This is a genomic window from Finegoldia magna ATCC 29328 (assembly GCF_000010185.1).
In the GTDB taxonomy this organism is placed as follows: domain Bacteria; phylum Bacillota; class Clostridia; order Tissierellales; family Peptoniphilaceae; genus Finegoldia; species Finegoldia magna_H.
Genome location: NC_010376.1, coordinates 1,187,501 through 1,209,422, shown reverse-complemented (window position 1 = coordinate 1,209,422; position 21,922 = coordinate 1,187,501). Strand labels below are relative to the sequence as shown.

The following is a 21,922-nucleotide window of genomic DNA, read 5'->3' as shown; positions in this document are numbered from 1 at the left end:
CAACGATAAAGGGCGTTAGTTTTATCTGATATTTCTAATGTAATTGTGAATTACATAATTGTGGTTATATTTGTTGTAAAAATTATACGGACTGTAAATTGAATTAATTTCAAGTTTATTCGAACTACCAAATGAAATCTTCAAATCAAATGATGTGTTCGGATTTGATAGCGGCCAAGCTTTTATTGTGTACTTAGTTGGAGATGTTGTTGTTGGTTGTTTAATCAACATTTTTGCGACACCGTTTGAATCGGTTATCTTTTCTATTGTTCTATCAAATCCTTTTTGGTTTCTTATTCTTACCGCCAATTTCAAATTAGCGAGTTTCCTTTCGCTTTCATCTGTAGCAATTATTTTTATGTTAGCTGTATCTGAAATATTATATGATTTTTTATCTGTTTCAAATTTCAATTTTACAGTTTGTTTTGTTTCGGGTTTGTTTTCTGAGTCGTTGACAATAAGTGTTGTATTTCCTGAAGAATTTTTGTAGCCGTTTTTAGAAACTGTTGCTTCAATGTAGTATCTCCCTTTGGAAACTGGTCTGAATGTATAGTAACAATTACCGTATCTATCAGTCCTAAGTCTTTTTTCTTGTTTATTGTCATTTTCATCAGTGATGCTTAACAATACATTAGCATCTGATATCCTCAATGAATTATTCTTGCATGTTACACTGATTATAGCGTTTTGATTCAATTTTATTTCTGCTTTTTTTAAATCAACTTTTGTTTCGAAAGTTGCTCTGTTATCTTTTACTTCAAAACTTAAATTATCTTCGTTTGTATTGCCTTTTGAATCTGTTGCAGAGATATTTACGTTATAAGTTCCAACTTCATTCAACTCGTTAGCCTTTAAATATAGTATAGATTGTCCACGGTAGTTCGTAGTCAATTCTTTTTCTATAATTTTTTTAGAAGGTTTGTTAATTGTGAATTTGACCTTTGCATTTCTAATATTTCGTTTGTTTGAATCTGTTACTATAGCGGAAATATTGTTAGTATTACCTATAGATATTGAATTTCTGTAGGCATTTGATTTTATGTTAATAGCATTCTTGCTTTCAGGACTGTCGCCTTCTACATAAATTACAGCAAAGTTTGAAACGTTTGAACCATCTGTTGATTTTGCAATTATTTTAACTTTACCAGGACTCTTACATACCACCATAGAATTACTTACAGATGCGATGTTTTCATCCGAACTTTCCAAAGTTATCTGAGGATTTTTTGCATTTCCTGGTAATACTCTAGTATCAATTCTAAATTTGTCTCCGACTTTTGCTTTTTTATAGGAAGGATACATGATGATACTTTGAACTTTGACATCTTTGCCAACACTATCATCTATATTTGGTTTTTCGTTTTCTAATACCTTAACTCTGATGTATTGCAATACTCTAGGATTGTCTGCAGACTTCACTGTTACATAACATTGTCCAAGATTTAATGCTCTTATCAAACCAGAATTATCTACAGCACATACATTTGCATTAGAAGATGACCATATCATTTCTTTGTTTGTCGCATTTTCTGGATAAACTTTTGTATTGATTTGAGTTTCTTCTCCTTCTTTTAATGTAATATCATCCTCAGAAACTGAAATTTTATTTACTCTGATTTCTTGTTCGGGTTCAGGAAAATCTGGTTGTGGATTAGGATCTACTGGATCAGGAATAGGATTGACATTATTTCCAGAATAAGCTTTCGTGAAAGCTTTTAAACAGACATTTGCATTTGATCTGTTTCTTGCCAAATCCGACCAATTATATCCATCGTTAGAAATAAATGATTGATTATATCCAGCCCTTGCTCTTGATGAATATCCATAAATCATAGACTCAATAGGAATAGGGTAGCTGTAACCAGGAGTTGTTAGTTTTACAATTGGTGCAAAATATGCTCCTGCATTTATTTTTTGCGCATTAAATTTTACTGTTGTATATCCTGCGTTTTCCACAGTTCCACGTGCAACCAAAACTTTATCGTTGAAACCGCTATTTCCACCGATATTTGTATTTACATAAATTTCGTATTGAGCACCATTTGATGGAACGAAGAAACCAACCTCGTCGATTTGGCTAGTTCTACTTACAGGGCCAAAAATATTTGAAAACCAACCTGTTTGGTTGTAACCAATACTGTCGGTCATTCCCAAATCATCATAATACCAGATGGATTTATTTCTATCTTTGTTTTTCAAAACAAAAATGCAATTTCCTTTTGCAACGTGAGCATCATAATATGATACATGATAATATCCACCTTGATTTCCCCAACGATCACCCCAACTATTTTTTACAAGCCACGCTCCATCACCAGGAGGAGTTATGCCAAAATTGTATCGTGAATAATCATCATCCCATCCAACTATAGTTACGGCGTGGTTTTGCCAACCGTAACCAGGATTGTAATGGCTCATAGAATAAAAATTGGTATAATTTGTGTCTCCATTTATAGTTGTATAAGATGCACCATATCTCATTATCGCTCTTTTTAATCTGTCACGATCTTGATTGTTATTTACATCTGGAATGTACAAAGCTTCCTTCAATTCTTTTTGTGGAAGTAAATTATAAGGTGAGCTGAAATCATAAGCAGAATAAGGATCGTCTTTTTCCCAAACAGGGCCAGACCATCTTGCTAAGTAAGCTGCGGCCACTGCTCTTGTACCACCTTGATCAGGACCCCAGTCAAAACCATGAGTGTTTCTCAAATGCTTCTCAGAAAAATCTGTGAACTGACCATTCGTAAGCATATTCGATTCTGCAGAACCATATGTAGCAAATGCCCAACAAGATCCGTTCGGGCCTTGTGCCTTTACAGGAGTAACTCTGTTGTGCTGGCGCAAATCATAGTTTGTGGGAATTCCATAAGCTTTTTGTCTTGGAATGTCTTCTTTTTGATTAAACAAATCGTAGTTTGTATTAACCAAAAAAGGATCTTCATTTGAACCGTAATTTTTCGTAGTCTTTGGACTATTCATCTGCCTATTAAATGCGGGATTACGAGGTGCTTCAGAAAAATCGATTTCTTTTACAGTTAAATCATCGTTTAATTTAAACTTTTTGTGAGATTCTGCAAAACTCGTAGAAAACATAGATTGTAACGTAAAAACCGCAATAAAAAGCAATAAATTTTTTCTTTTCATATTCAACTCCTTGCAATGATTATAAATATTAATTCAATATTAAAATAGTATAGATAATACTATTAAGAATTAACAACTTTATTATACTACTTTTAGAAGAATAAATATATATCTTGATAAAATTCATAAAAACGACGAAATTTGTGATTTTCAATCATTTTATGCTGTAGTATGATAAAATCAGTATAAAAAAATGTAAAATTTTAAATAAATAAAATTAAATTTCATGAAAAACATAGACATTTCGAAAATATGTGATATAATAAAAACAACAAATTGCAAATTCTAAATTAATAAATTGGGGCTATTATAATAATTTTTGGATTTAAAACATATTTATTAAGGCTATTAATTTAGTAGTATATTTCAAAAGGAGGGTGTTATGAAATTTAAAAAAATTCTGAGTTTGCTACTAGGAACAGTCATGGTTTCATCATTGTTAGTAACAAATCCAACGTTTGCAGACGAAGACAATAATTCTAAATTAGAATTAAGTCCTATTGAAAATAGTTTTAAAGAAAATTCCAAGGATGATGAATTGTTGATATCACCATTGAAGACTTCTTACGATTCAGTAAAAGCTGGAGTGAGAGCTGCGATTCCATCAAAATATGATTTGAGAAAAACTAACAGAGTTTCTTCAGTCAAAAATCAAGGACAAAATGGTTCTTGCTGGACATTTGCTACATATGGTTCCATGGAATCTTATTTAAAATTATTTGGGACAGAATATGATTTTAGTGAAAAACATATGAGAAACATGCATGGTTTCGATTGGGGTCCAAATGATGGAGGTAATAGAGATATTGCAACATCATATCTTGCTAGAGGAACTGGTCCAATTTTAGAAAAAGATGACCCATATGACGCTTACATAAATGTATCGCCATCAAATGTTAAAAGAGCATTCGATATTGATAAAGTAATTTATCTTCCAGATGTTCACAATGCAAATGAAACAAATGTTATTAAACAAGCGATAATGGAATACGGTGGAGTTTACACAACTTTAAGCTCCCAAAAGTATTACGAAAAGAAAGAAGCTAGAAGTTATTACAATCCAGGAAGTGGAAAAGCAGATCATGCAGGAACAATTGTAGGTTGGGATGATAATTTCTCCAAAAACTCATTCCAAACGAAAGCTCCTGGAGATGGAGCATGGATTGTAAAAAATAGTTGGGGAACAAGCTTTATGGATGGTGGATACTATTACGTATCGTATTACGATGGTTTCTGTGGTAAATCCAATGCGGTATTCATTCCTCAAAGAAAAGATCCTAATGCAGTAATTTCTCAATACGATGATTTCGGAGCAACAAGAAGTGTTGGATACAATATGCAAGGTTATATTGCAAATGTGTTTACATCTGATGAAGATCAAACAATTTATCAAGCTGGTTTGTTCACTGTTGCGATGAATACAGAGTACAAATTGTATATTGTAAGAGATTTGAAATCTACTGATGATTTGACAGCAAATAGAGAAGAAATTGGTAGCGGTGTTATCGAATATCCAGGATATTACACATTAGACACCAACCAAATAAAAGTGAAAAAAGGTGAAAGATTTGCAATTGTAGCCTACATGAATTCTTCAGCTTCAAAATACAAATACCCAATGCCAATTGAAATGCCAATTGCTAATTATGCTTCAAAAGCAACAGCACAAGAAGGACAATCATACGTTTCATCACAAGGTGATAAATGGACTGATTTGACTAAAGAAGTTAGAAATGCCAACGCATGTATCAAAGCTATTGGAACTACTGGAGAAGTTCTTCCAAGAGATACAGTTCCAGAAGTTGATCCAAATGAAGTAATAGAAGAGCCAACATCAATCACTGTAAAAGAAGGAAGCCAAGGATTTATCAGTGTAAAGAAAAAAGGTAAACTTCATGCTACAGTTCAACCAGAAAAATTTAACAACGATCCAGTTGTTTTCGAATCACTAGATAAAAATGTTGCAGTTGTTAAAAACGACGGAACAGTTTATCCAGTAAGTGTTGGAAATGCAAACATTTTAATCAAGACTGTTGATGGCAAAATAACTCAAAGATTTAATTTATTGGTAGCTCCAGAAGGAATTAGAGTTCCTGATAGAAAAATGATTGAGGTAACAGGGGACAATGATTATGATCCAAAAACAGATCCGGACAATACAGAAATCCCAGTAGTACCTCCTAAACCACCAATAGATAATCAAAAACTAGACCCTAAAGTTATAAGAAGCTTGGGAGTATCTGTTCCATCAGTTACTATCAAACAAGGCGACAAATTTGATTTGAATCCTAAAATTTTAAGCTACCCACAAACAGCTATAAGAAAATTTGATTTCAAAATAACAGACACTGACATAATTGACATTGACTCTAAATCAGTGATAACAGCTAAAAAAATCGGTAGAACAAAAGTAGATATTAAGACAAAAGAAGGATTACAAACAAGTATTACAATAATTGTAATACCAAAAGAAAAAGGCGAGATTAAAATAGAAAAATTTGCACCATCTAAAAGGCGTGCTGGAATATTCACAGTATTTATCGATGCAAAAGAAGGTAACAGAAATTACTCTGGCCCAGCTAAACTAACAGTAAGAAGCGGTAAAAGAACATTAAATAGAACAATATATTTCAATTCAGGTCATGCAAAATCTAAATTCCATGGAGGACAATTTGGAGTTTGGAGAAAAGATTTTGAAGCAACTATAACTATTAGAAATCACAAAGAAACGATTAAATTTGGGTTTTAATCAATAACGGGTAGTGCCGATTGTTAAACAAAATATTTAGTTCATAGGAGGGAAATATGAAACATTTAAAGAAATCATTAGCAATGATTTTAGTGTTCGCTATGACTTTTATAGCTGTCGCACCTTTGAGTGAAGTTTTCGCAGATTCTTTGGAAATAAAACAAGAAGAACCTAAACTTGAAATCTCGGAATTGAAAGAAGGTTTGACACAAGCTGTAAAATCAGTTGAAGACATAGAACCAGCTGATGAAAAGTACAAGGAAGTTTTGGATAAGTTTTATGAAGCACATGATTTCTTAGATAAAGAAATCAAAGTAGCTGAAATGAAGCAACGCCAAGCAGTAGGAAGTGCGCAAGCTGTAGGAGCATTAGAAAACTCAATCTACGATTTGACTACAATTCCAGTAAGAGTACAATTGATGATTAGAATTGGTAGAGCAATCAGATTTGCAACAACAGAACTTTCTAATAAAGTTATAGCAGCTCACACTAAAATTACAGAATATATAATAACTGGTATATTATATGCTGTTAATCCTTTTGCTAGTGAACAACAAATTATGGAATACATCCAACGATTTGATCAATTGGAACAAGAATTGTTATCTTATCCTGATTTGGGACCAAACGACATAGCTACTATTTACAAAAAAGCAGCAGTTTGGAGAGAAATAAGAGAAGCAAAAAAAGTTCGTTCTTCAAGAACGAGATTTGGTAATTCATTTATCGTAAGAGACTTAAGTGAAGAAATTTCAAAAACAGTTGGTTTGCAATTTAGAATCACAGTAAAATGTGGCGAATTGGACGATCAAGTTAAAAAACTTCACGCAGCAATGGAAAAAATTACAGGACCAAAAGTAAAGGCTGAAAAAATTGAATTTTTTGAAGGTAACGTTGGAGCCATTTCATTAAACAAGACAACAAAAATTACTCCAGTTGTTTTACCAAACGAAGTTAAAGACAAAGAAGTATTTATTTATTCATCAAATGCATTTTTGGCAAGAGTTGTTGGTAACACAATCATTCCAATTAGAACTGGTACAGTAATGATTACAGTTGTATCAAAAGATGGATACGCAAAATCAAACTTTGAACTTCACATCGTTGAACCTGGTCAAAGCATATCATCAATTCCATTCTTGCAAGCAACAGGAGAAAACTCTGAATACCTTAACACTAGTTCAAATGGTGGAGGAGTAGTTAACAATAACCCATATATTCAAAAAGATTCATATGAAGTTAAAAACATTGGTTTCTCAGTAAAATCTACTACATTGAAAGTTGGAGATACATATGATTTAGCATCAAAGACATTTGTATTCCCTGAAAATGCATTAGAAAAAGAAGTTTCATATAAATCAGATGACGAAACTATCGCAAAAGTTAATGAAAAAGGTACTATAAAAGCAGTTGCAGAAGGTTCAACAACAATAACAGCAACTACTAAAAATGGAGTAACTAATAAATTTAAATTAAACGTAATTAAAAAAGTTGACAAAGACGAATATCAAATAACAGAAATCAACCCTTCAGAAAGAAGAGCTGGTATATTCTCTATCGAATTTAAAGCAACTAAAAACGGCAAAAAATACAACGGACCAGCAAAAGTAACTGTTTCAAACACTAAAAAATCAATTGTAAGAGATGTTTACTTCAACAATGGGGTTACATCAGTAAAATATAACGGATTTGAATTTGGAACATGGGTTAAAGATTTCAACGTAAAAATCGAATTAAAAGACCAAGTAAAAACATTTGAACTTAATTATTAGGAGATGAAAAATATGTTAAAAAAAGCATTATCAGTAGTATTACTATCTAGTATGTTATTGGGAACAGTAGCACCAGCAGTATCTTATGCACAAGAAGATAAACTTGAAATCGTTCAAGGAGCAGAAGAAACTGAAAAATTAGGAATTGATGAAGCAGAAGTTTATAAAAGACAAATCAAATCAATTCAAAACGAAGTAAACGCAATCCAAGTTAAAAGAGAAGACGAAAAACAAATGGTTGATAAATTCAACGAAACTTCTCTTGAAATTAGCGACAAAATTGACCAAACAGCAGTAGGAATGGGAGTAGCAGATATTTATGATTTATCATCTATTCCACAAAGATTGTTGTTATTAGGTAGAATGGGAAGAGCAATCAGATTTGCTACAACTCAATTAAGATACAAAGTAGATGCAGCTCATGCAGAAATCGCTGAATACATCTTCGGAGGATTTGTAATCGCAGCTTCTCCATTCCATACAGTAGAAGACATGAAAGTTTACATGGCACAATTTGAATCATTATCACAAAAATTATTAAGCTATCCAGATGCTGGATTAAATGATACAGCAAATATATATGTAAGATCAGATTTGGATCACAAATTAGCAAAAGCTAGATCATTAAAATATCATGAATTAAAAAATATGTCAGGAGCAGTAATTGACAAATTAAACGCAGAAATTCACGAAATTACATTAATGAGACTTAGACCACAAGAAACAGTTGCAGAAATCTATCAATTAGGCGACAGATTAGACCAAGCAGTATTCGAAGCATTAAACAGCGAAGATTACAGAGCAACTAAAACTGAAATCGAAACTTTAAGAGAAGCTATGAGAAAAGCTATAAGAGCTAGAAGACATGGTGATAAGAGAGTTGAAGTTGGTAAAACAATTGATCGTGCAAGAGCAGAATTAAGAAAAATCAGACCATCAAGCGTAATTGCAGCTCAATTAGTACAACAATTCCAATCTTTCTATGAATAAAATTTATTGAGATTAGGAAAATAAACTAATGAAAAAAGCCACCATATGGTGGCTTTTGTTGTATCTATTATAAAATTATCTCACAACGACTGCAAACTTTTTGATGTTGTATCTTTTATCGAAAAGCGAACGGGATATCCAATATCCGTTTGGTTTATCTTCTGCGGGATCTACGATGTGCATTCTATTTTTATCGTAGCCATCAACTACCATTACGTGTGCGTTGTAGAGGGCATTTTTTCCCCAGAAATAATCTTTGAATGTTGGATTTCTGAATTTATAAGTTCCAAAAAATATTACTGGATTTCCTTTTGCGATTTCTTCTCTTATATATTCCGAAGATTTTCCCGAAATATTTTCTGCTCTTGAATATCTATTTGCCCATTTTGTTAGGGGTTCTGGAAATATTGACTGGTATATTTTTTCGTCAATATTAAAAGCAGAGCCTGCAAATCCGTGATTTGGATTGTTATCTTTTGCAAGTGGCATTTCTTTTATAAATTGGTTAATATTCGTGTTTGTTTTTATGTTTTTGTAGTGCAAACATTGAAGTAGTGATGCTGCTTCGCATCCCATTGGTAAACCTGCTTTGTTTTGGTTGATTTGTGGGACATTTAATAATACGTAATCTTTTTTAGGGGGAGTTTTTCCGATTATTTCGTCAAATTTAAGATGAAGTCCACCGCCGATTAATGTTATTTTATTTGGGTTTAATTTATCATAAAAACTTTTCTCTGATTTTGTTAGATTATTTTTTGTTGATGCAAATATAATAGGAGATTTTTCATTTGCTGCAAATGGTGCTACTGTTACGCAATCTATCAATTCAGAAAATATTTGTTCTCCGTTTTTTGCTAAGAATACAGACTTCGAATTTTTGAAGAAAGTATATGCTATTTTCATGCTTGTATCATTTCTGTTTTTCCCATAAACTATTTTCGAATTTGGGAAACTATTTGAAAATTTTGCTGTAGCTCCACCTATTAAATAAGTGTTTTTGAATGTATATTTTGCACATTTTTCGTTAAATGATGTTGTGTCATTTCCTACGAATAAAATTGGACTATTCATACGACATGCAGCTGCACTGACACTTGCTGAATCTACGATTGATTTGGTGGCGTGAACAACAAATGCATTGTCGAATTCTTTTGATTTTTTGATATTAGAAATTTCTTTTGCTATTTCAAATGATGTATCAATTCTATCTTTTCCAGAAATTCTTTTTACATTATAACTGTGTTTTATAAGATATGATTCTTGTGATTTGGAAATACTTTGATTTCCACCTATCAGCAAGATGTTTTTCGCTTTGAGTCTTTGAATTTCTTTTAGTGTCGATTCATTTATTTTATCAAAATCAGTTAAAAGAATAGGACTTTTAATTTGGTGAGCTAAGACTCCAACTGACAATGAATCTGCGATTTTTTCTGAATTTACAATTATTACAGTGTTTGAGGTTTTAGGATGCGAAATCTTTGATATTTGAATTGCCGTTTCGTATCTGTTTTTACCTTCGATTGAAACTTTTTCGATTTGTTTTTTTGCAAATGTTGTCGTTGATATTGAAAGTGCTAATATAAATGCCAAAACGATGATTTTGAAATTTTTAAAGTGTTTCATTTTTAACTCCTAACCTAAAGATCTAACAGGTCCGATGTATTCAAGATCACTCCATCCAATATATACTCTTGTAAGATGAGGAAAGAATACTGAAATTATTTTGAAAAGCAAATCCTCTTGTCCGTAGACTCTTACTTGTGAGTAGTTTAGATGTAAAATTACAAAGAAATTTATTATTGGAATTAGTAGTGCAAGAGATGCGATTCCTGTTCCATAAACTATTTTGAACAATAGCCAGACATTTAATAATGGTACAAAACTCCACAATCCAAATATTCCAGCTTTTTCAAACATTTTCCACAATCCTATTGCATTTATTACATATAAGAATAATACAATTGTTGTTATAATCATTTTAATCACTCCTTTATATTATTATAGCATTTTTAAAACAATTTATTGGTAGTGGCGTGAGAAATTTTGTATAATTTTTATAAATATTTGACAAATTATTAAAAATATATTATTATAATTCTATTAAAAGCTGTGATCAGAACGAAATATTTTGATTAATTTTACAGAGAATCCTGTTTGGTGAGAGGGATAAATTAAAAAAATATTTGAATCATCTGAAAGAAGCTCACAGATCTAATAGGTCTGTGCGTATTACTTGACGTTACAAGAAATGAGAGGTTTACACAATTAGGGTGGTACCGCGGTTTATTCGTCCCTTGGAATTAATTTTCCAAGGGATTTTTTAATTATTTTATAAGGAGATATTTTTATGAAAAAGTTTAAGGAACTTTCTAAGAAACCTGTTAAAGAACGTGAACAGGCTACTAGTAAGTATTGGAAAGAGATAGATCTTTTGAATGAAACTTACAACAGTAGAGATGAAGACAATAGATATGTTTTCTATGATGGCCCTCCAACAGCCAATGGAAAACCAGGAATTCATCATGTTATTAGTAGAACTTTAAAAGACATGACTTGCAGATATAAAACTATGCAAGGATACAAAGTTTACAAAAAAGCTGGTTGGGACACTCATGGTCTTCCAGTTGAAATCGAAGTTGAAAAGAAACTCGGTCTTCATGACAAAAAAGAAATCGAAAATTACGGTATAGAAAAGTTCAACGAAGAATGTAAGAAATCTGTATTTTCTTACAGAGAAAAATGGCAAGAAATGTCTGACAGAATGGCATACAATGTCGACATGGATGATCCATATATAACTTTGGACAATAATTACATTGAATCAGTGTGGGCATTGCTTGACAAAATGTACAAGGATGGATTGATTTACGAAGGAGCTAAAATTCTTCCATATTGTCCAAGATGTGGTACTGGTCTTGCATCACACGAAGTTGCACAAGGATATGAAAATATCAAAACTACAACAGCATATGTTAAATTCAAAAGAAAAGATGCGGATGAATATTTCTTGGCATGGACTACAACTCCATGGACATTGCCATCAAATGTTTGTTTGACAGTTCATCCTGATATAGATTATATTTTGGCAGAAAAAGACGGAGAAAAAATATATCTTGCAAAAAATAAAGCACATGATTTGTTGGGTCACGAAGGTGAAGACTACACTTTAATCAAAGAATTAAAAGGTAAAGACATGGAGTATATGGAATACGAACAACTTTTACCTATTTATGATGTGAATAAAAAAGCATTTTATGTGACATGTGCAGATTATGTAACAGTTGAAGATGGTACAGGAATTGTACACACTGCGCCAGCTTTTGGGGAAGACGACTATCAAACAGGAAGAAAATACGATTTGCCATTAATCAATCCTGTTGATGAGGAAGGAAAATTCGTTGGAGGTCCTTGGGCTGGTCAACACGTTATGGATACAGATCCAGAAGTACTACAAAGATTAAAAGAAGAAAACAAATTATTCAGAAAACAAAAAATCGAGCACAATTATCCTCATTGCTGGAGATGTCATACACCACTTATTTATTATTCAAAACCATCATGGTACATTGAAGTTAGTAAATTAAAGGACAAATTAGTTGAAAATAATAAAGGTGTAAACTGGTATCCGGAACACGTTGGTGAAGGTAGATTTGGAAATTGGCTTGAAAATATTAAAGACTGGGCAATTTCTAGAAATAGATACTGGGGAACTCCATTAAATATTTGGAAATGTGACAAATGTAACCACACACTTTCTGTTGGCTCAAGAAAAGAATTAAAAGAGTTAGCTATTGAAGATATCGATGAAAATATCGAACTTCATAGACCATACGTTGACGATGTTCACATTAGATGTCCAGAATGTGGCGAAATAATGACAAGAGAAAAAGATGTTATTGACGTTTGGTTTGACTCTGGTGCTATGCCATTTGCTCAACAACACTGGCCATTTGAACACACAGATGATTTTGATAAAGTGTTCCCTGCAGATTTCATCAACGAAGGAATCGACCAAACACGTGGATGGTTCTATTCATTGTTAGCTATTTCTACAATGATTACAGGAAAAGCACCATACAAGAATGTTTTGGTAAATGATTTAATCTTGGATAAAGATGGAAAGAAAATGAGTAAATCCAGAGGAAACACAATTGATCCGATTGAATTATTCGACAAATACGGAGCAGACGTTGTTAGATTCTACTCGCTTTATGTATCTCCGCCATGGATTCCAACAAAATTCGATGTAAGCGGTTTACAAGAAGTTGAAAGTAAATTCTTCAGATCCTTCAGAAACACTTATAACTTTTTCCAAATGTATGCAACAACTGATGAAACAGACCCTACAGAATATTTTGTAGAATACAAAGATAGAGCTGTAATTGATAAATGGATTTTGTCTAAGTTTACAAATCTACAAAAATTCTACTTTGAAAACATGGATAAATTTGAATACACTAAAGTTGCCAGAGAAATTTCTAACTTTGTTATAGAAGATTTATCAAACTGGTATATCAGACGTAATAGAAGAAGATTCTGGAAAACAGAAATGGATGATGACAAAAAGGCTGTATACAACACAACTTACGAAATATTAGTTGGACTTACTAAATTAATCGCTCCATTTACTCCATTTATTGCAGAAGAAATGTATCACGATTTAACTGGTGAAAAATCTGTTCACTTGGCTTATTTCGATAAGGTAAATGAAGATTTAATCGACAATAAATTAGAAGAAAAAATGGAAATCGTGAGAACTTTTGTAACACTTGCGAGAGCTTCTCGTGAAGAGGTTAATATTAAAGTTCGTCAACCGTTGAAGAAAATAGTCCTAGATGAAAGATTCAGAGAAAAAATCGAAGAATTCAAGGATTTAATAAAAGAAGAAATCAACTTAAAAGACATCGAATATAAAAAAGATTTGTCTGAATTCATGAATTACGAATTAAAACCTAACTTCAAGGTTGCAGGAAGTATTCTTGGAAAACACATCAAATCTTTTGGAAATTATTTGAAAGATATCAACGCTAAGGATTTCATTTCAAAACTTGATAAGTCAGATTTGAATATTAAATTGGACGATGAAGACATTGATATCAAGAGAGATTACGTCGATGTAAGAATCAACTCTAAAGAAGGCTTCGATGTGACAATGCAAGGAGATTATTTCGTAATCTTGGATACAGAAATCACTGATGATTTATTAATGGAAGGATATGCACGTGAACTTGTAAGTAAGGTTCAACAAATGAGAAAAGCCAAAGACTTTGATGTTTTGGATAACATAATCATCAAAATCAATCCTACTGACAAAATCAAACAAGCAATTGAAAAATATGAAGACTTCATAAAAGATGAAACACTAACTGTTGACATTGTTATTGATGAAAATGTTGATGGTGAAGATGTTGATTTGAATGGAGAAAATGTTAAAATTGACGTTATAAGAAAATAATTAACAAGCCTACTGATTACAATCGGTAGGCTTTTTTATGTTCAAAAGTATACAAAAAATCAACAATTAAAAATAATAATTGCAAGCTGTACTATACTAATGGTATACTTTTATAAGATGGGGTGTAACATGAAAAGTAAAAACACAATTATAAGAGCAATTTTAGTATTCTTATTTAGTATAGGGGTAATTTTTTTCATAAAAAGTAAAATAGGAGCAGACGATGCCTTCGATGTAATAAAAAAAATCGCGCCAGTCTTCTTGGCAGCGTGCATATTGACGATGTTTATGTTTTTTTTACTTGAAGCTATCTCGTACAAATTTCTTCTTAAAATACAAGGTTATGATGTATCTTTCAAAAGATGCTTTGGATATACATTTACAGATTATTTTTTCAGTATGATTTCTCCAGGTGGAAGTCTTGGACAACCATTACAATATCACACAATGAGAACTGATAATATTGATTCATTGACTACAATTAATTCGCTACTTTCATTTAATTGGATATATCATTTATCTATGGTAATTATTTTCTTCGTTGCTATGATATTTGGATTAGTGGGAAGAATTGCATCGATTTCTGAGTTTAAGTACCTAGTTATATATGGAATTGGCTGCCAATTGATTTTGGTAATAGGGATAGGATTTTTGATGTTCAATAGTAATTTGGCTGCAAGAGTAATCAGATTTTTTAATACTGTATTTTCTAAATTTAAACTGCTTAAACGTTTCAGTAAATCAGAAGAAGATATAGCAAAAACTATTGAAGAACACAAGAATTTCGGAAAGTTTTTGATTAATAACAAAAAAGTTTTTGCAAAATTATTGTGCATATCAATCCCGATGCTTTTGTTCTCGTTTGCGATCCCTGCGATTTTGTATAAATCATTTGGGCTAAATTCGTTTAATTTTATGACTTTGGTTTTAATCCAAGCTGTGGTTACAATTTCATTTGAGAGTGTGCATATTCCAGGGGGAGTAGGAGTTATTGAAGGAAGCATGATGCTTGTGTATTCTTCTTTTATGCCAAAATCTTTGGCCTTTAGTATAATGGCAATCAATAGATTTGTTACATTCTACTTGGCTGTACCTTTTGCAGGACTTTACTTTTTATTAGTTAAGACTAATCGCAAAAACTATCAGAAAAACAAAACTCTAATAAAATTAAATTAATAATAATTTTCGAATCGATCTATTAATTTAGGTCGATTTTTTCGTGGGAAAATTTGATAAGAATAAATATTTTCCTATTTAAATGGGTATATTATATATGATTAATATCTTTATTAAATGATATTGTAATAATTAAAAATAACAAATTTTATCATTGATTTTAGTGTGCTTTATGATATGATTAATTAAAGAAATATTTTTAATTCTAAATAGTGAAAAGCTTTTATTTATGAAAACAAATCCGTATTTTATGGGTTTTATATATAAAAAATTTTTATAAGGGGTGAAAGGTTTGAAAGAGTTTTATAATAAATATTTTATGAAACAAAAAATGATGCATCCTGTTATGTTTGCTCTTTTGCCGATTGCTTTGGTAGCGATATATTTTTATGGTCTAAGAGTGTTAGCTTTGTTTTTGCTAAACATAATTGTTGCATGCCTTGTAGAATATTTAGCAAATGCTAAGATATTCAAAAGAAAGAAAATATCTGAAGCAGCTATTGTCACATCTTGTTTGTATACAATGACATTACCACCATCAATTCCTTTTTGGATTTCAATTGTTGGTATAGCGTTTGGTATATTTTTCGGTAAGATGGTTTTTGGAGGATTTGCAAAAAATGTTTTCAATCCAGCCTTAGTGGCTCGTGTATTTATTTATGTTAATTTTCCTCAACAAATGACTATTTATTGGAACAAAGCTGTTGGTGGTTTTCCAGGAGGATTTGGAACTTATTTAACCAAATCATTGGATTCAATGACACAATCAACTCCGATGACAGCATTTAAGGTACACTCAACATTTGAAACAATTCCAACAATGCTTTTTGGACAAATTCCAGGTGTTATTGGTGAAACTTGTAAAGTTTTAATTATAATTGGGGCAATTTATTTGATTTATAAAAAAGTTGCAAGTTGGCAAATTATGGCAGGAAGTGTACTAGGTTTTTGCGCATTAAGTTTAGTATTTAATGCTATGGGAGTAACTTCTGTACCAAATCCTATTTACGGAATGTTAATGGGAGGATTTTTGTTTGGTACTGTATTCATGGCAACAGATCCTGTTTCTGCAGCAAAGACTACTGTTGGTAAATGGATTTACGGTTTTATAATCGGAATTGTTACTGTAATTATCAGAGGATTTGCACTATTTGCAGGCGGTGTAATGTTTGCTGTTCTTATTGGCAATACTTTTGCGCCAATTATTGATTATTGTGTAAATAAAGTTCAAGCTAATAAAAAAGCAAAATCTAATAAGGAGGTCAAGGTTAATGGCTAAGAAAAAATCAGTCGTATATCCAGTAATTTTTATGTTGGGTTTGACACTAGTTTTGACATTAGCGTTGGCTTTGTTGAATCAAGTTACAACTCCTACAGTAAAATTTAATCAAGATATCGAATTAAAACACAAGATTTTGAATGTATTTAATATCTTACCTAAAGATACTTCGCCATCAAATATCGACAAAACTTTTAAAGATAATGTCACAGAAGAAGACTATAAAGGCAACAAACTTTATATTTTAAAACAAGATGGTGAAGAAAAAGCTTACGCAGTTCCTGTTAATGGTCCTGGTCTTTGGGGTTCTATTAGTGGATATGTAGGAATAACTAAAGATATGAAAAAACTTGTTGGAATAGAATTTATCAAACAAGATGAAACTCCTGGTTTGGGTGGACGTATTACAGAAGATGAATATAAAAACCAATACAGAGATTTGGATATTTCGAAACCAGTTGACGGCAAAATTGTAATCAATAAACCAGCAAACGGTGGTAACATTGATGCTATAAGTGGTGCTACTCAAACATCCACATTTGTTGTGAATATGATTAATGAAGATGTGAATGAGTTTATTAAGAATGGAGGTAAATAATGGCTAATTCAAATAAATATACTAAATTATTGAAAAATGGATTGCTAGATGACAACCCTGTTCTTATTCAAGTTATAGGAATTTGTTCCACATTAGCGGTTACAAATTTGTGCATGAACTCATTAGTTATGGGACTTGCATTAGCATTTGTTACGGGATGTTCATCTTTTATGATTAGTTTGCTTAGAAAAGTAACTCCAAAACACATTCGTATGATGGTCCAAGTATTTATTATTGCCTTTTTCGTAATAATAGTTGATATTTTCTTGAGAGCTTATATGCCGGAAATGAGTAAAACATTAGGACCTTATGTCGGATTGATTATTACAAACTGTATAATAATGGGACGTGCAGAAGCTTTTGCTATCAGCAATGATCCTGTAAGTAGTTTTGTAGATGGTGTAGCATCTGGATTAGGTTATACTGTTGTTCTTGTGCTAATAGCTTTAATCAGAGAATTATTGGGATTCGGTAGCGTATTCGGATTTAGAATAATGCCTGCAAGTTTTGTGCCATGGACAATGATGGTTATGCCACCAGCAGCATTCTTCATTTTACCTATAGTAATGTGGATTGCTAATGCTCATCTTAAAAAGGAAGGAGATGCTAAGTAATGACAATTAGTCCTTTAGTTATATTTTTTGCATCAATCTTTACTTCGAACATGATTTTCTCAAACTTTTTGGGAATGTGTTCATTCATTGCTGTAAGTAAAGAAATTGAAACTGCAACAGGATTGGGAATAGCTGTAACATTCGTATTGACAATCACAACTATAATCAACTTTTTCTTATACAAATTAGTTGTTAGATTTAATATAGAATATTTGAGATATATAATTTTTATTATTTCAATAGCAGCGTTTGTTCAATTATTGGAAATGATTTTGGAAAAATATATTCCAAACTTATACTATGCATTGGGAATATTCTTGCCACTTATCACAGTAAACTGTGCGATTTTAGGGGTAAGTTTGTTCATGGTAATCAGAAATTACAACTTCTTGCAAACAGTAGGCTTTGCAATAGGAAGTGGACTTGGTTGGATGCTAGCAATCGTATCAATGGCAGGAATTAGATCCAAAATCAAAGATACATCTGTACCAGCAGGTCTTCAAGGATCTCCTTTAACTTTAATTATAACTGGAATCATGGCGATGGCATTCATTGGATTCTCCGGTATAGTTCAAATATCATAAGGAGGAATTATGGGACAAATAATTATTACAACAGTTGTAGTGTCGGTTTTGTGTGCACTATTTGCATTGTTACTTTCATTTGCGGATAAATACATTGCAGATTATGGCGAAGTAAAACTAACTATTAATAACGATAAAGAATTTACAGTAGATGGTGGAGATAGTTTACTATCTACACTTAGAAATCAAAAAGTCTTCATTCCATCAGCTTGTGGTGGAAAGGGATCATGTGGATATTGTAAAGTGAAGGTATTGGACGGAGCAGGTCCTGTACTTGCTACAGAAAAACCAATGTTAACAGCAGATGAACTTAACGACAACGTTAGATTATCTTGCCAAGTAAAAGTCAAAAAAGATATTTCGATTCAAATTCCAGAAGAATTATTCAATGTCAAAGAATACGAAACAACTCTTGTTGAAAAATTACCTTTGACTGATAGAATCACTAAGTTTAGATTTGAACTTCCAGAAGGAGAGACTATCAAGTTTAAACCAGGTCAATATGTACAATTAAAAGCAGAAGAATATCCAAAAGGCGATGGATATGAAGGATCAGATGAAGAAGTATTCAGAGCGTATTCTATTGCTTCTAGTATCAGAGATGAAAAACATATCGAATTGTTAATTGGATATACAAAGGGTATTTGTACAACTTATTGCCACAAAGTTCTTAAAGAAGGCGACAAAGTTACTATCAATGGTCCTTATGGTGATTTCTACTATCACGATGAAGATACTGAGATCATCCTAGGAGCAGCGGGAACTGGTTTCGCGCCAATAAGATCTATCCTTAACCACATGAGAGATCATGATGTTAAAAGAAAAGCGAGATTCTACTTTGGGGCCAAAACTCCAGATGACTTATTCTTGTTGGATGAATTGAAACAATTTGAGGAAGATTTGTACGACTTCAAATTTATACCAGTATTGTCAAGAACAACTCCTGAAATGAATTGGGAAGGGGATACTGGACATGCTGATGATGCAATCAAGAAATATTGCAAAGAAACTGGAAAGAACAGCTCAGCTTATTTGTGCGGTTCGCCAAGAATGATAGAATCTTTGACAAAAGCATTGAACGAAGTTGGAGTAACTGACGATAGAATTTACTACGATAACTTCTAAAATAAAAGATCGATTGAAACTGATTATATTTCAGATTCAATCGATCTATTTTTTTAAATAAATTTAGTCATAAATTTGTTAGGCTTATTTTTTGGTTGTTCATCACTATAACCCAAAGCAAGTGCACAAGTGATTTCGTATTTGTCATCTATATCTAATGATTTTAAAAATTCTCTTATAGGTTCACTATTGTATGAATCGTAAAACTGGTTAATCCAGACATTTGCAACATTTAACTCACAAGCTTTTAACATCATATTTTGCATTATACATCCGCAGTCGAATTTTCTATTTCGATTATCACTTGGACTCAACAACAAAATCATATTTTTGCAATTATAAAATCCATTGTAACAATCATTATTCAAGTGCTTTCTTATGGCGTTTAATAAATTATCCATCGTACTATCATCAGAGATAGCTACAATTATATTGTCTTGTTTGTTCATTCCAGTAGGAGCATACGTTCCGGCCTCTACAATTTTTTTAATATCGTCAATTGATACTTTTTTAGATGTAAAATTTCTTCTCGATCTTCTGTTTTTGATAATATCCATAAATGCCTCCTATATGATATAATTTTAATACTGGGGGAGATATTTTGCAATTCGTAAAAACAAAAGAAGATTGCCAAGATTTAATGGATGTAGTAGCTGATACTGCGAGGATTTTGCTTGAAAGTGGAGCTGAAACATATCGCGTAGAAGATACAGCGTTTAGAATGAGCAAAAGTATTCAAAAAGTAAACAAAATAAATGTATTTGTTTCTTATACTTGTATAATTATATGTTTGAGTTTTGATTTTGGAGATCTTGTAACTATGAGAAGAACAATTCCAAAAGCGACAAATTTATGGAAAATACATCAAATTAATAATTTTTCCAGAAATTTTGTTAATGATGTATACACTTTGGATGAGTCAATAGAAATAATAAATAAAATAGATAAAAGATCAGTAGACAAAAAACTCTACATTTTGGGAGCAGCAGTTGCATCAGGATTATTTGCTCACTTACTTGTAGGAGGAATAATCGAACCAATAGTAGCCTTTTTCATATCAATACTTGAAATGCTAGTATTCAGATTTTTCCAACAAAAAGAAAATCCGCAATTTGTAAACACATACATTACAGTAGCATTTATGACATTGCTTACAATGCTAACATTAAAGATTTTTGGAGTATTAAATGTAGCATTAGATATGAATAGTATAATTGTAGGTTGTATAATGCCGTTTGTTCCAGGAGTTTCTATTACAAACTCGGTTCGTGATGTTTTAAGTGGAGATTTGTTATCTGGAATAAGTTCTATGATTAATGCCATAATCACAGCATTAAGTATAGCGCTTGGAGTTGGTAGTGTATTGTACTTTGCAGTAATGATGGAGGCGATTTAATGTTATATATAGTAATAGAATCTATAATATCATCATTTGCCACATTAGGATTCTCCCTATTTTACGATTCTCCCAAAAAATCATATAAAATAGTAATGATATCTGGATTTGTAGCGTGGTTTGTTTACAAATATTTAACGATAATTTTAAACAACAAATTTATTGCAGCCCTATTCGCATCAATTGCTGTAGGAATAATAGGAGAAATAGCTTCTAGAAAAGTACAAATGCCAGTAACAGTTTTTGTAATACCAGGGATAATATCTTTGGTCCCGGGGGCTGACATGTATTACACAATGTATTACACTATCCAACAAAACTCTACTTTAGCATTCTCACATGCAAGAAACGCAATGTTATATGCGGCAAGTATTGCACTTGGAATACTTGTAGCATCACTATCATCAAAATCAATAAAGCATAATACAAAAGAGCATTTGCGCACTAATTCAAGATTTAAAATAAAAAAATAAAAAACACTTGACAAAAAATAAAAACCTTGATATCATATAAAAGCACTTTAAGTTAAGTGCTTTTTAAATTACTCAAAAACAAGTAATGAATGTAAAATAAAATTAAAAAAAATTTACAAAACACTTGACAAAACGAAATGATGATAGTAAACTATAATAGTTCACTAAAGTAACATTTCAGAAAAACACATTTTGATTAAAAAATATATCAAAAAAAGTGTTGACAAGAAAAAGTTAGTATGATATACTAACAAAGTCGTTACGAAAGTGCGAAGTAAGTTGTCACTAAGACAACAAACTATAGAACCTTAATAAATTAAATAAAGTAAATACTTTGAGAGAAGTACAAACCAAACAATAATTCGGTGAGAATAAAAAAAGCAAAAGTCAGCTGAAAAGCTAGCTTCAAACAAACATTAAATTGAGAGTTTGATCCTGGCTCAGGACGAACGCTGGCGGCGTGCTTAACACATGCAAGTCGAACGGGATTTAGTAGACAGAAACCTCGGTGGAAGATTACTAATGAGAGTGGCGAACGGGTGAGTAACGCGTGAGCAACCTGCC

At 31.8% G+C, this 21,922-nt stretch carries 16 protein-coding genes and 1 rRNA gene (1 of these 17 only partly in view); 13 read left to right on the top strand and 4 right to left on the bottom strand.

The features are described from left to right. Positions 1 to 21: 21 nt before the first annotated feature. Entirely contained in the window at positions 22 to 3,147 is a 3,126-nt protein-coding gene (locus tag FMG_RS05870) for a lectin like domain-containing protein (RefSeq protein WP_012290834.1), read from the bottom strand. Positions 3,148 to 3,529: 382 nt separating this feature from the next. Here FMG_RS05870 and FMG_RS05865 point away from each other — a divergent pair, with 382 nt between their 5' ends. The 3 genes from FMG_RS05865 to FMG_RS05855 are packed head-to-tail and all read left to right on the top strand — an operon-like array spanning position 3,530 to position 8,658. Then, on the top strand, positions 3,530 to 5,896 hold the full coding sequence (locus FMG_RS05865) for a lectin like domain-containing protein (protein WP_012290833.1): 2,367 nt from the start codon (positions 3,530 to 3,532) through the stop codon (positions 5,894 to 5,896). Between the two features lie 56 nt (positions 5,897 to 5,952). After that, a complete protein-coding gene (locus FMG_RS05860) occupies positions 5,953 to 7,668 on the top strand; it encodes a CAMP factor family pore-forming toxin (protein WP_012290832.1) in 1,716 nt (571 codons plus the stop codon). A gap of 12 nt (positions 7,669 to 7,680) precedes the next feature. Beyond that, entirely contained in the window at positions 7,681 to 8,658 is a 978-nt protein-coding gene (locus FMG_RS05855; RefSeq protein ID WP_012290831.1) for a CAMP factor family pore-forming toxin, read from the top strand. Positions 8,659 to 8,733: 75 nt separating this feature from the next. Here the strand turns inward: FMG_RS05855 and FMG_RS05850 are convergent, their stop codons facing one another. Both FMG_RS05850 and FMG_RS05845 read right to left on the bottom strand, forming a co-directional pair. Next, a complete protein-coding gene (locus FMG_RS05850) occupies positions 8,734 to 10,281 on the bottom strand; it encodes a cell wall-binding repeat-containing protein (protein WP_012290830.1) in 1,548 nt (515 codons plus the stop codon). 9 nt (positions 10,282 to 10,290) lie between these two features. Continuing rightward, positions 10,291 to 10,635 (bottom strand): DUF5684 domain-containing protein, encoded by a 345-nt coding sequence (locus FMG_RS05845; RefSeq protein ID WP_002837249.1) that lies wholly within the window; start codon positions 10,633 to 10,635, stop codon positions 10,291 to 10,293. Between the two features lie 370 nt (positions 10,636 to 11,005). On the opposite strand from FMG_RS05845, the gene ileS reads away from it, so the two are divergent. The 7 genes from ileS to FMG_RS05810 all read left to right on the top strand — a co-directional run bounded on the left by ileS (position 11,006) and on the right by FMG_RS05810 (position 19,489). Further along, complete coding sequence (gene ileS / locus FMG_RS05840) at positions 11,006 to 14,113, top strand: isoleucine--tRNA ligase (protein WP_012290829.1); 3,108 nt, start codon at positions 11,006 to 11,008, stop codon at positions 14,111 to 14,113. A 129-nt stretch (positions 14,114 to 14,242) separates the two neighbouring features. Further along, positions 14,243 to 15,289 (top strand): lysylphosphatidylglycerol synthase transmembrane domain-containing protein, encoded by a 1,047-nt coding sequence (locus FMG_RS05835; protein WP_012290828.1) that lies wholly within the window; start codon positions 14,243 to 14,245, stop codon positions 15,287 to 15,289. A gap of 283 nt (positions 15,290 to 15,572) precedes the next feature. After that, the gene (locus FMG_RS05830; RefSeq protein WP_012290827.1) at positions 15,573 to 16,568 is read left to right on the top strand and encodes an RnfABCDGE type electron transport complex subunit D; all 996 of its coding nucleotides are present in this window, start codon (positions 15,573 to 15,575) and stop codon (positions 16,566 to 16,568) included. Then, positions 16,561 to 17,166: an FMN-binding protein gene (locus FMG_RS05825; protein WP_002841152.1), complete on the top strand. Its 606-nt coding sequence runs from the start codon at positions 16,561 to 16,563 to the stop codon at positions 17,164 to 17,166. Before FMG_RS05830 ends, FMG_RS05825 begins: the two co-directional genes overlap by 8 nt. Then, positions 17,166 to 17,780 (top strand): NADH:ubiquinone reductase (Na(+)-transporting) subunit D, encoded by a 615-nt coding sequence (locus tag FMG_RS05820; protein ID WP_002837277.1) that lies wholly within the window; start codon positions 17,166 to 17,168, stop codon positions 17,778 to 17,780. Before FMG_RS05825 ends, FMG_RS05820 begins: the two co-directional genes overlap by 1 nt. Further along, on the top strand, positions 17,780 to 18,364 hold the full coding sequence (locus FMG_RS05815) for an NADH:ubiquinone reductase (Na(+)-transporting) subunit E (protein ID WP_002841172.1): 585 nt from the start codon (positions 17,780 to 17,782) through the stop codon (positions 18,362 to 18,364). Before FMG_RS05820 ends, FMG_RS05815 begins: the two co-directional genes overlap by 1 nt. A gap of 9 nt (positions 18,365 to 18,373) precedes the next feature. Then, a complete protein-coding gene (locus FMG_RS05810) occupies positions 18,374 to 19,489 on the top strand; it encodes an NADH:ubiquinone reductase (Na(+)-transporting) subunit F (protein ID WP_002837230.1) in 1,116 nt (371 codons plus the stop codon). A gap of 53 nt (positions 19,490 to 19,542) precedes the next feature. Here the strand turns inward: FMG_RS05810 and FMG_RS05805 are convergent, their stop codons facing one another. Continuing rightward, positions 19,543 to 20,046, bottom strand: a complete 504-nt coding sequence (locus tag FMG_RS05805) for a nitroreductase family protein (RefSeq protein ID WP_012290826.1) — start codon at positions 20,044 to 20,046, stop codon at positions 19,543 to 19,545. 44 nt (positions 20,047 to 20,090) lie between these two features. Here FMG_RS05805 and FMG_RS05800 point away from each other — a divergent pair, with 44 nt between their 5' ends. From FMG_RS05800 to FMG_RS05790, 3 genes are all read left to right on the top strand, one after another. Continuing rightward, positions 20,091 to 20,885 carry a threonine/serine ThrE exporter family protein gene (locus tag FMG_RS05800; protein WP_002841148.1) on the top strand — a complete coding sequence of 265 codons (795 nt, stop codon included), beginning with the start codon at positions 20,091 to 20,093 and terminating at the stop codon, positions 20,883 to 20,885. Further along, positions 20,885 to 21,358, top strand: a complete 474-nt coding sequence (locus tag FMG_RS05795; RefSeq protein WP_002837111.1) for a threonine/serine exporter family protein — start codon at positions 20,885 to 20,887, stop codon at positions 21,356 to 21,358. The genes FMG_RS05800 and FMG_RS05795 overlap by 1 nt, the downstream gene beginning before the upstream one ends. A 417-nt stretch (positions 21,359 to 21,775) precedes the next feature. Then, positions 21,776 to 21,922, top strand: a 16S ribosomal RNA gene (locus FMG_RS05790) (it continues 1,375 nt past the right edge of the window).

Coding starts and splice junctions, on each gene's coding strand:
- FMG_RS05810 (WP_002837230.1), top strand. CDS start 18,374: ATGGGACAAATAATTATTACAACAGTTGTAGTGTCGGTTTTGTGTGCA.
- FMG_RS05795 (WP_002837111.1), top strand. CDS start 20,885: ATGTTATATATAGTAATAGAATCTATAATATCATCATTTGCCACATTA.
- FMG_RS05815 (WP_002841172.1), top strand. CDS start 17,780: ATGACAATTAGTCCTTTAGTTATATTTTTTGCATCAATCTTTACTTCG.
- FMG_RS05865 (WP_012290833.1), top strand. CDS start 3,530: ATGAAATTTAAAAAAATTCTGAGTTTGCTACTAGGAACAGTCATGGTT.
- FMG_RS05835 (WP_012290828.1), top strand. CDS start 14,243: ATGAAAAGTAAAAACACAATTATAAGAGCAATTTTAGTATTCTTATTT.
- FMG_RS05820 (WP_002837277.1), top strand. CDS start 17,166: ATGGCTAATTCAAATAAATATACTAAATTATTGAAAAATGGATTGCTA.
- FMG_RS05825 (WP_002841152.1), top strand. CDS start 16,561: ATGGCTAAGAAAAAATCAGTCGTATATCCAGTAATTTTTATGTTGGGT.
- FMG_RS05805 (WP_012290826.1), bottom strand. CDS start 20,046: ATGGATATTATCAAAAACAGAAGATCGAGAAGAAATTTTACATCTAAA.
- FMG_RS05860 (WP_012290832.1), top strand. CDS start 5,953: ATGAAACATTTAAAGAAATCATTAGCAATGATTTTAGTGTTCGCTATG.
- ileS (WP_012290829.1), top strand. CDS start 11,006: ATGAAAAAGTTTAAGGAACTTTCTAAGAAACCTGTTAAAGAACGTGAA.
- FMG_RS05845 (WP_002837249.1), bottom strand. CDS start 10,635: ATGATTATAACAACAATTGTATTATTCTTATATGTAATAAATGCAATA.
- FMG_RS05850 (WP_012290830.1), bottom strand. CDS start 10,281: ATGAAACACTTTAAAAATTTCAAAATCATCGTTTTGGCATTTATATTA.
- FMG_RS05870 (WP_012290834.1), bottom strand. CDS start 3,147: ATGAAAAGAAAAAATTTATTGCTTTTTATTGCGGTTTTTACGTTACAA.
- FMG_RS05855 (WP_012290831.1), top strand. CDS start 7,681: ATGTTAAAAAAAGCATTATCAGTAGTATTACTATCTAGTATGTTATTG.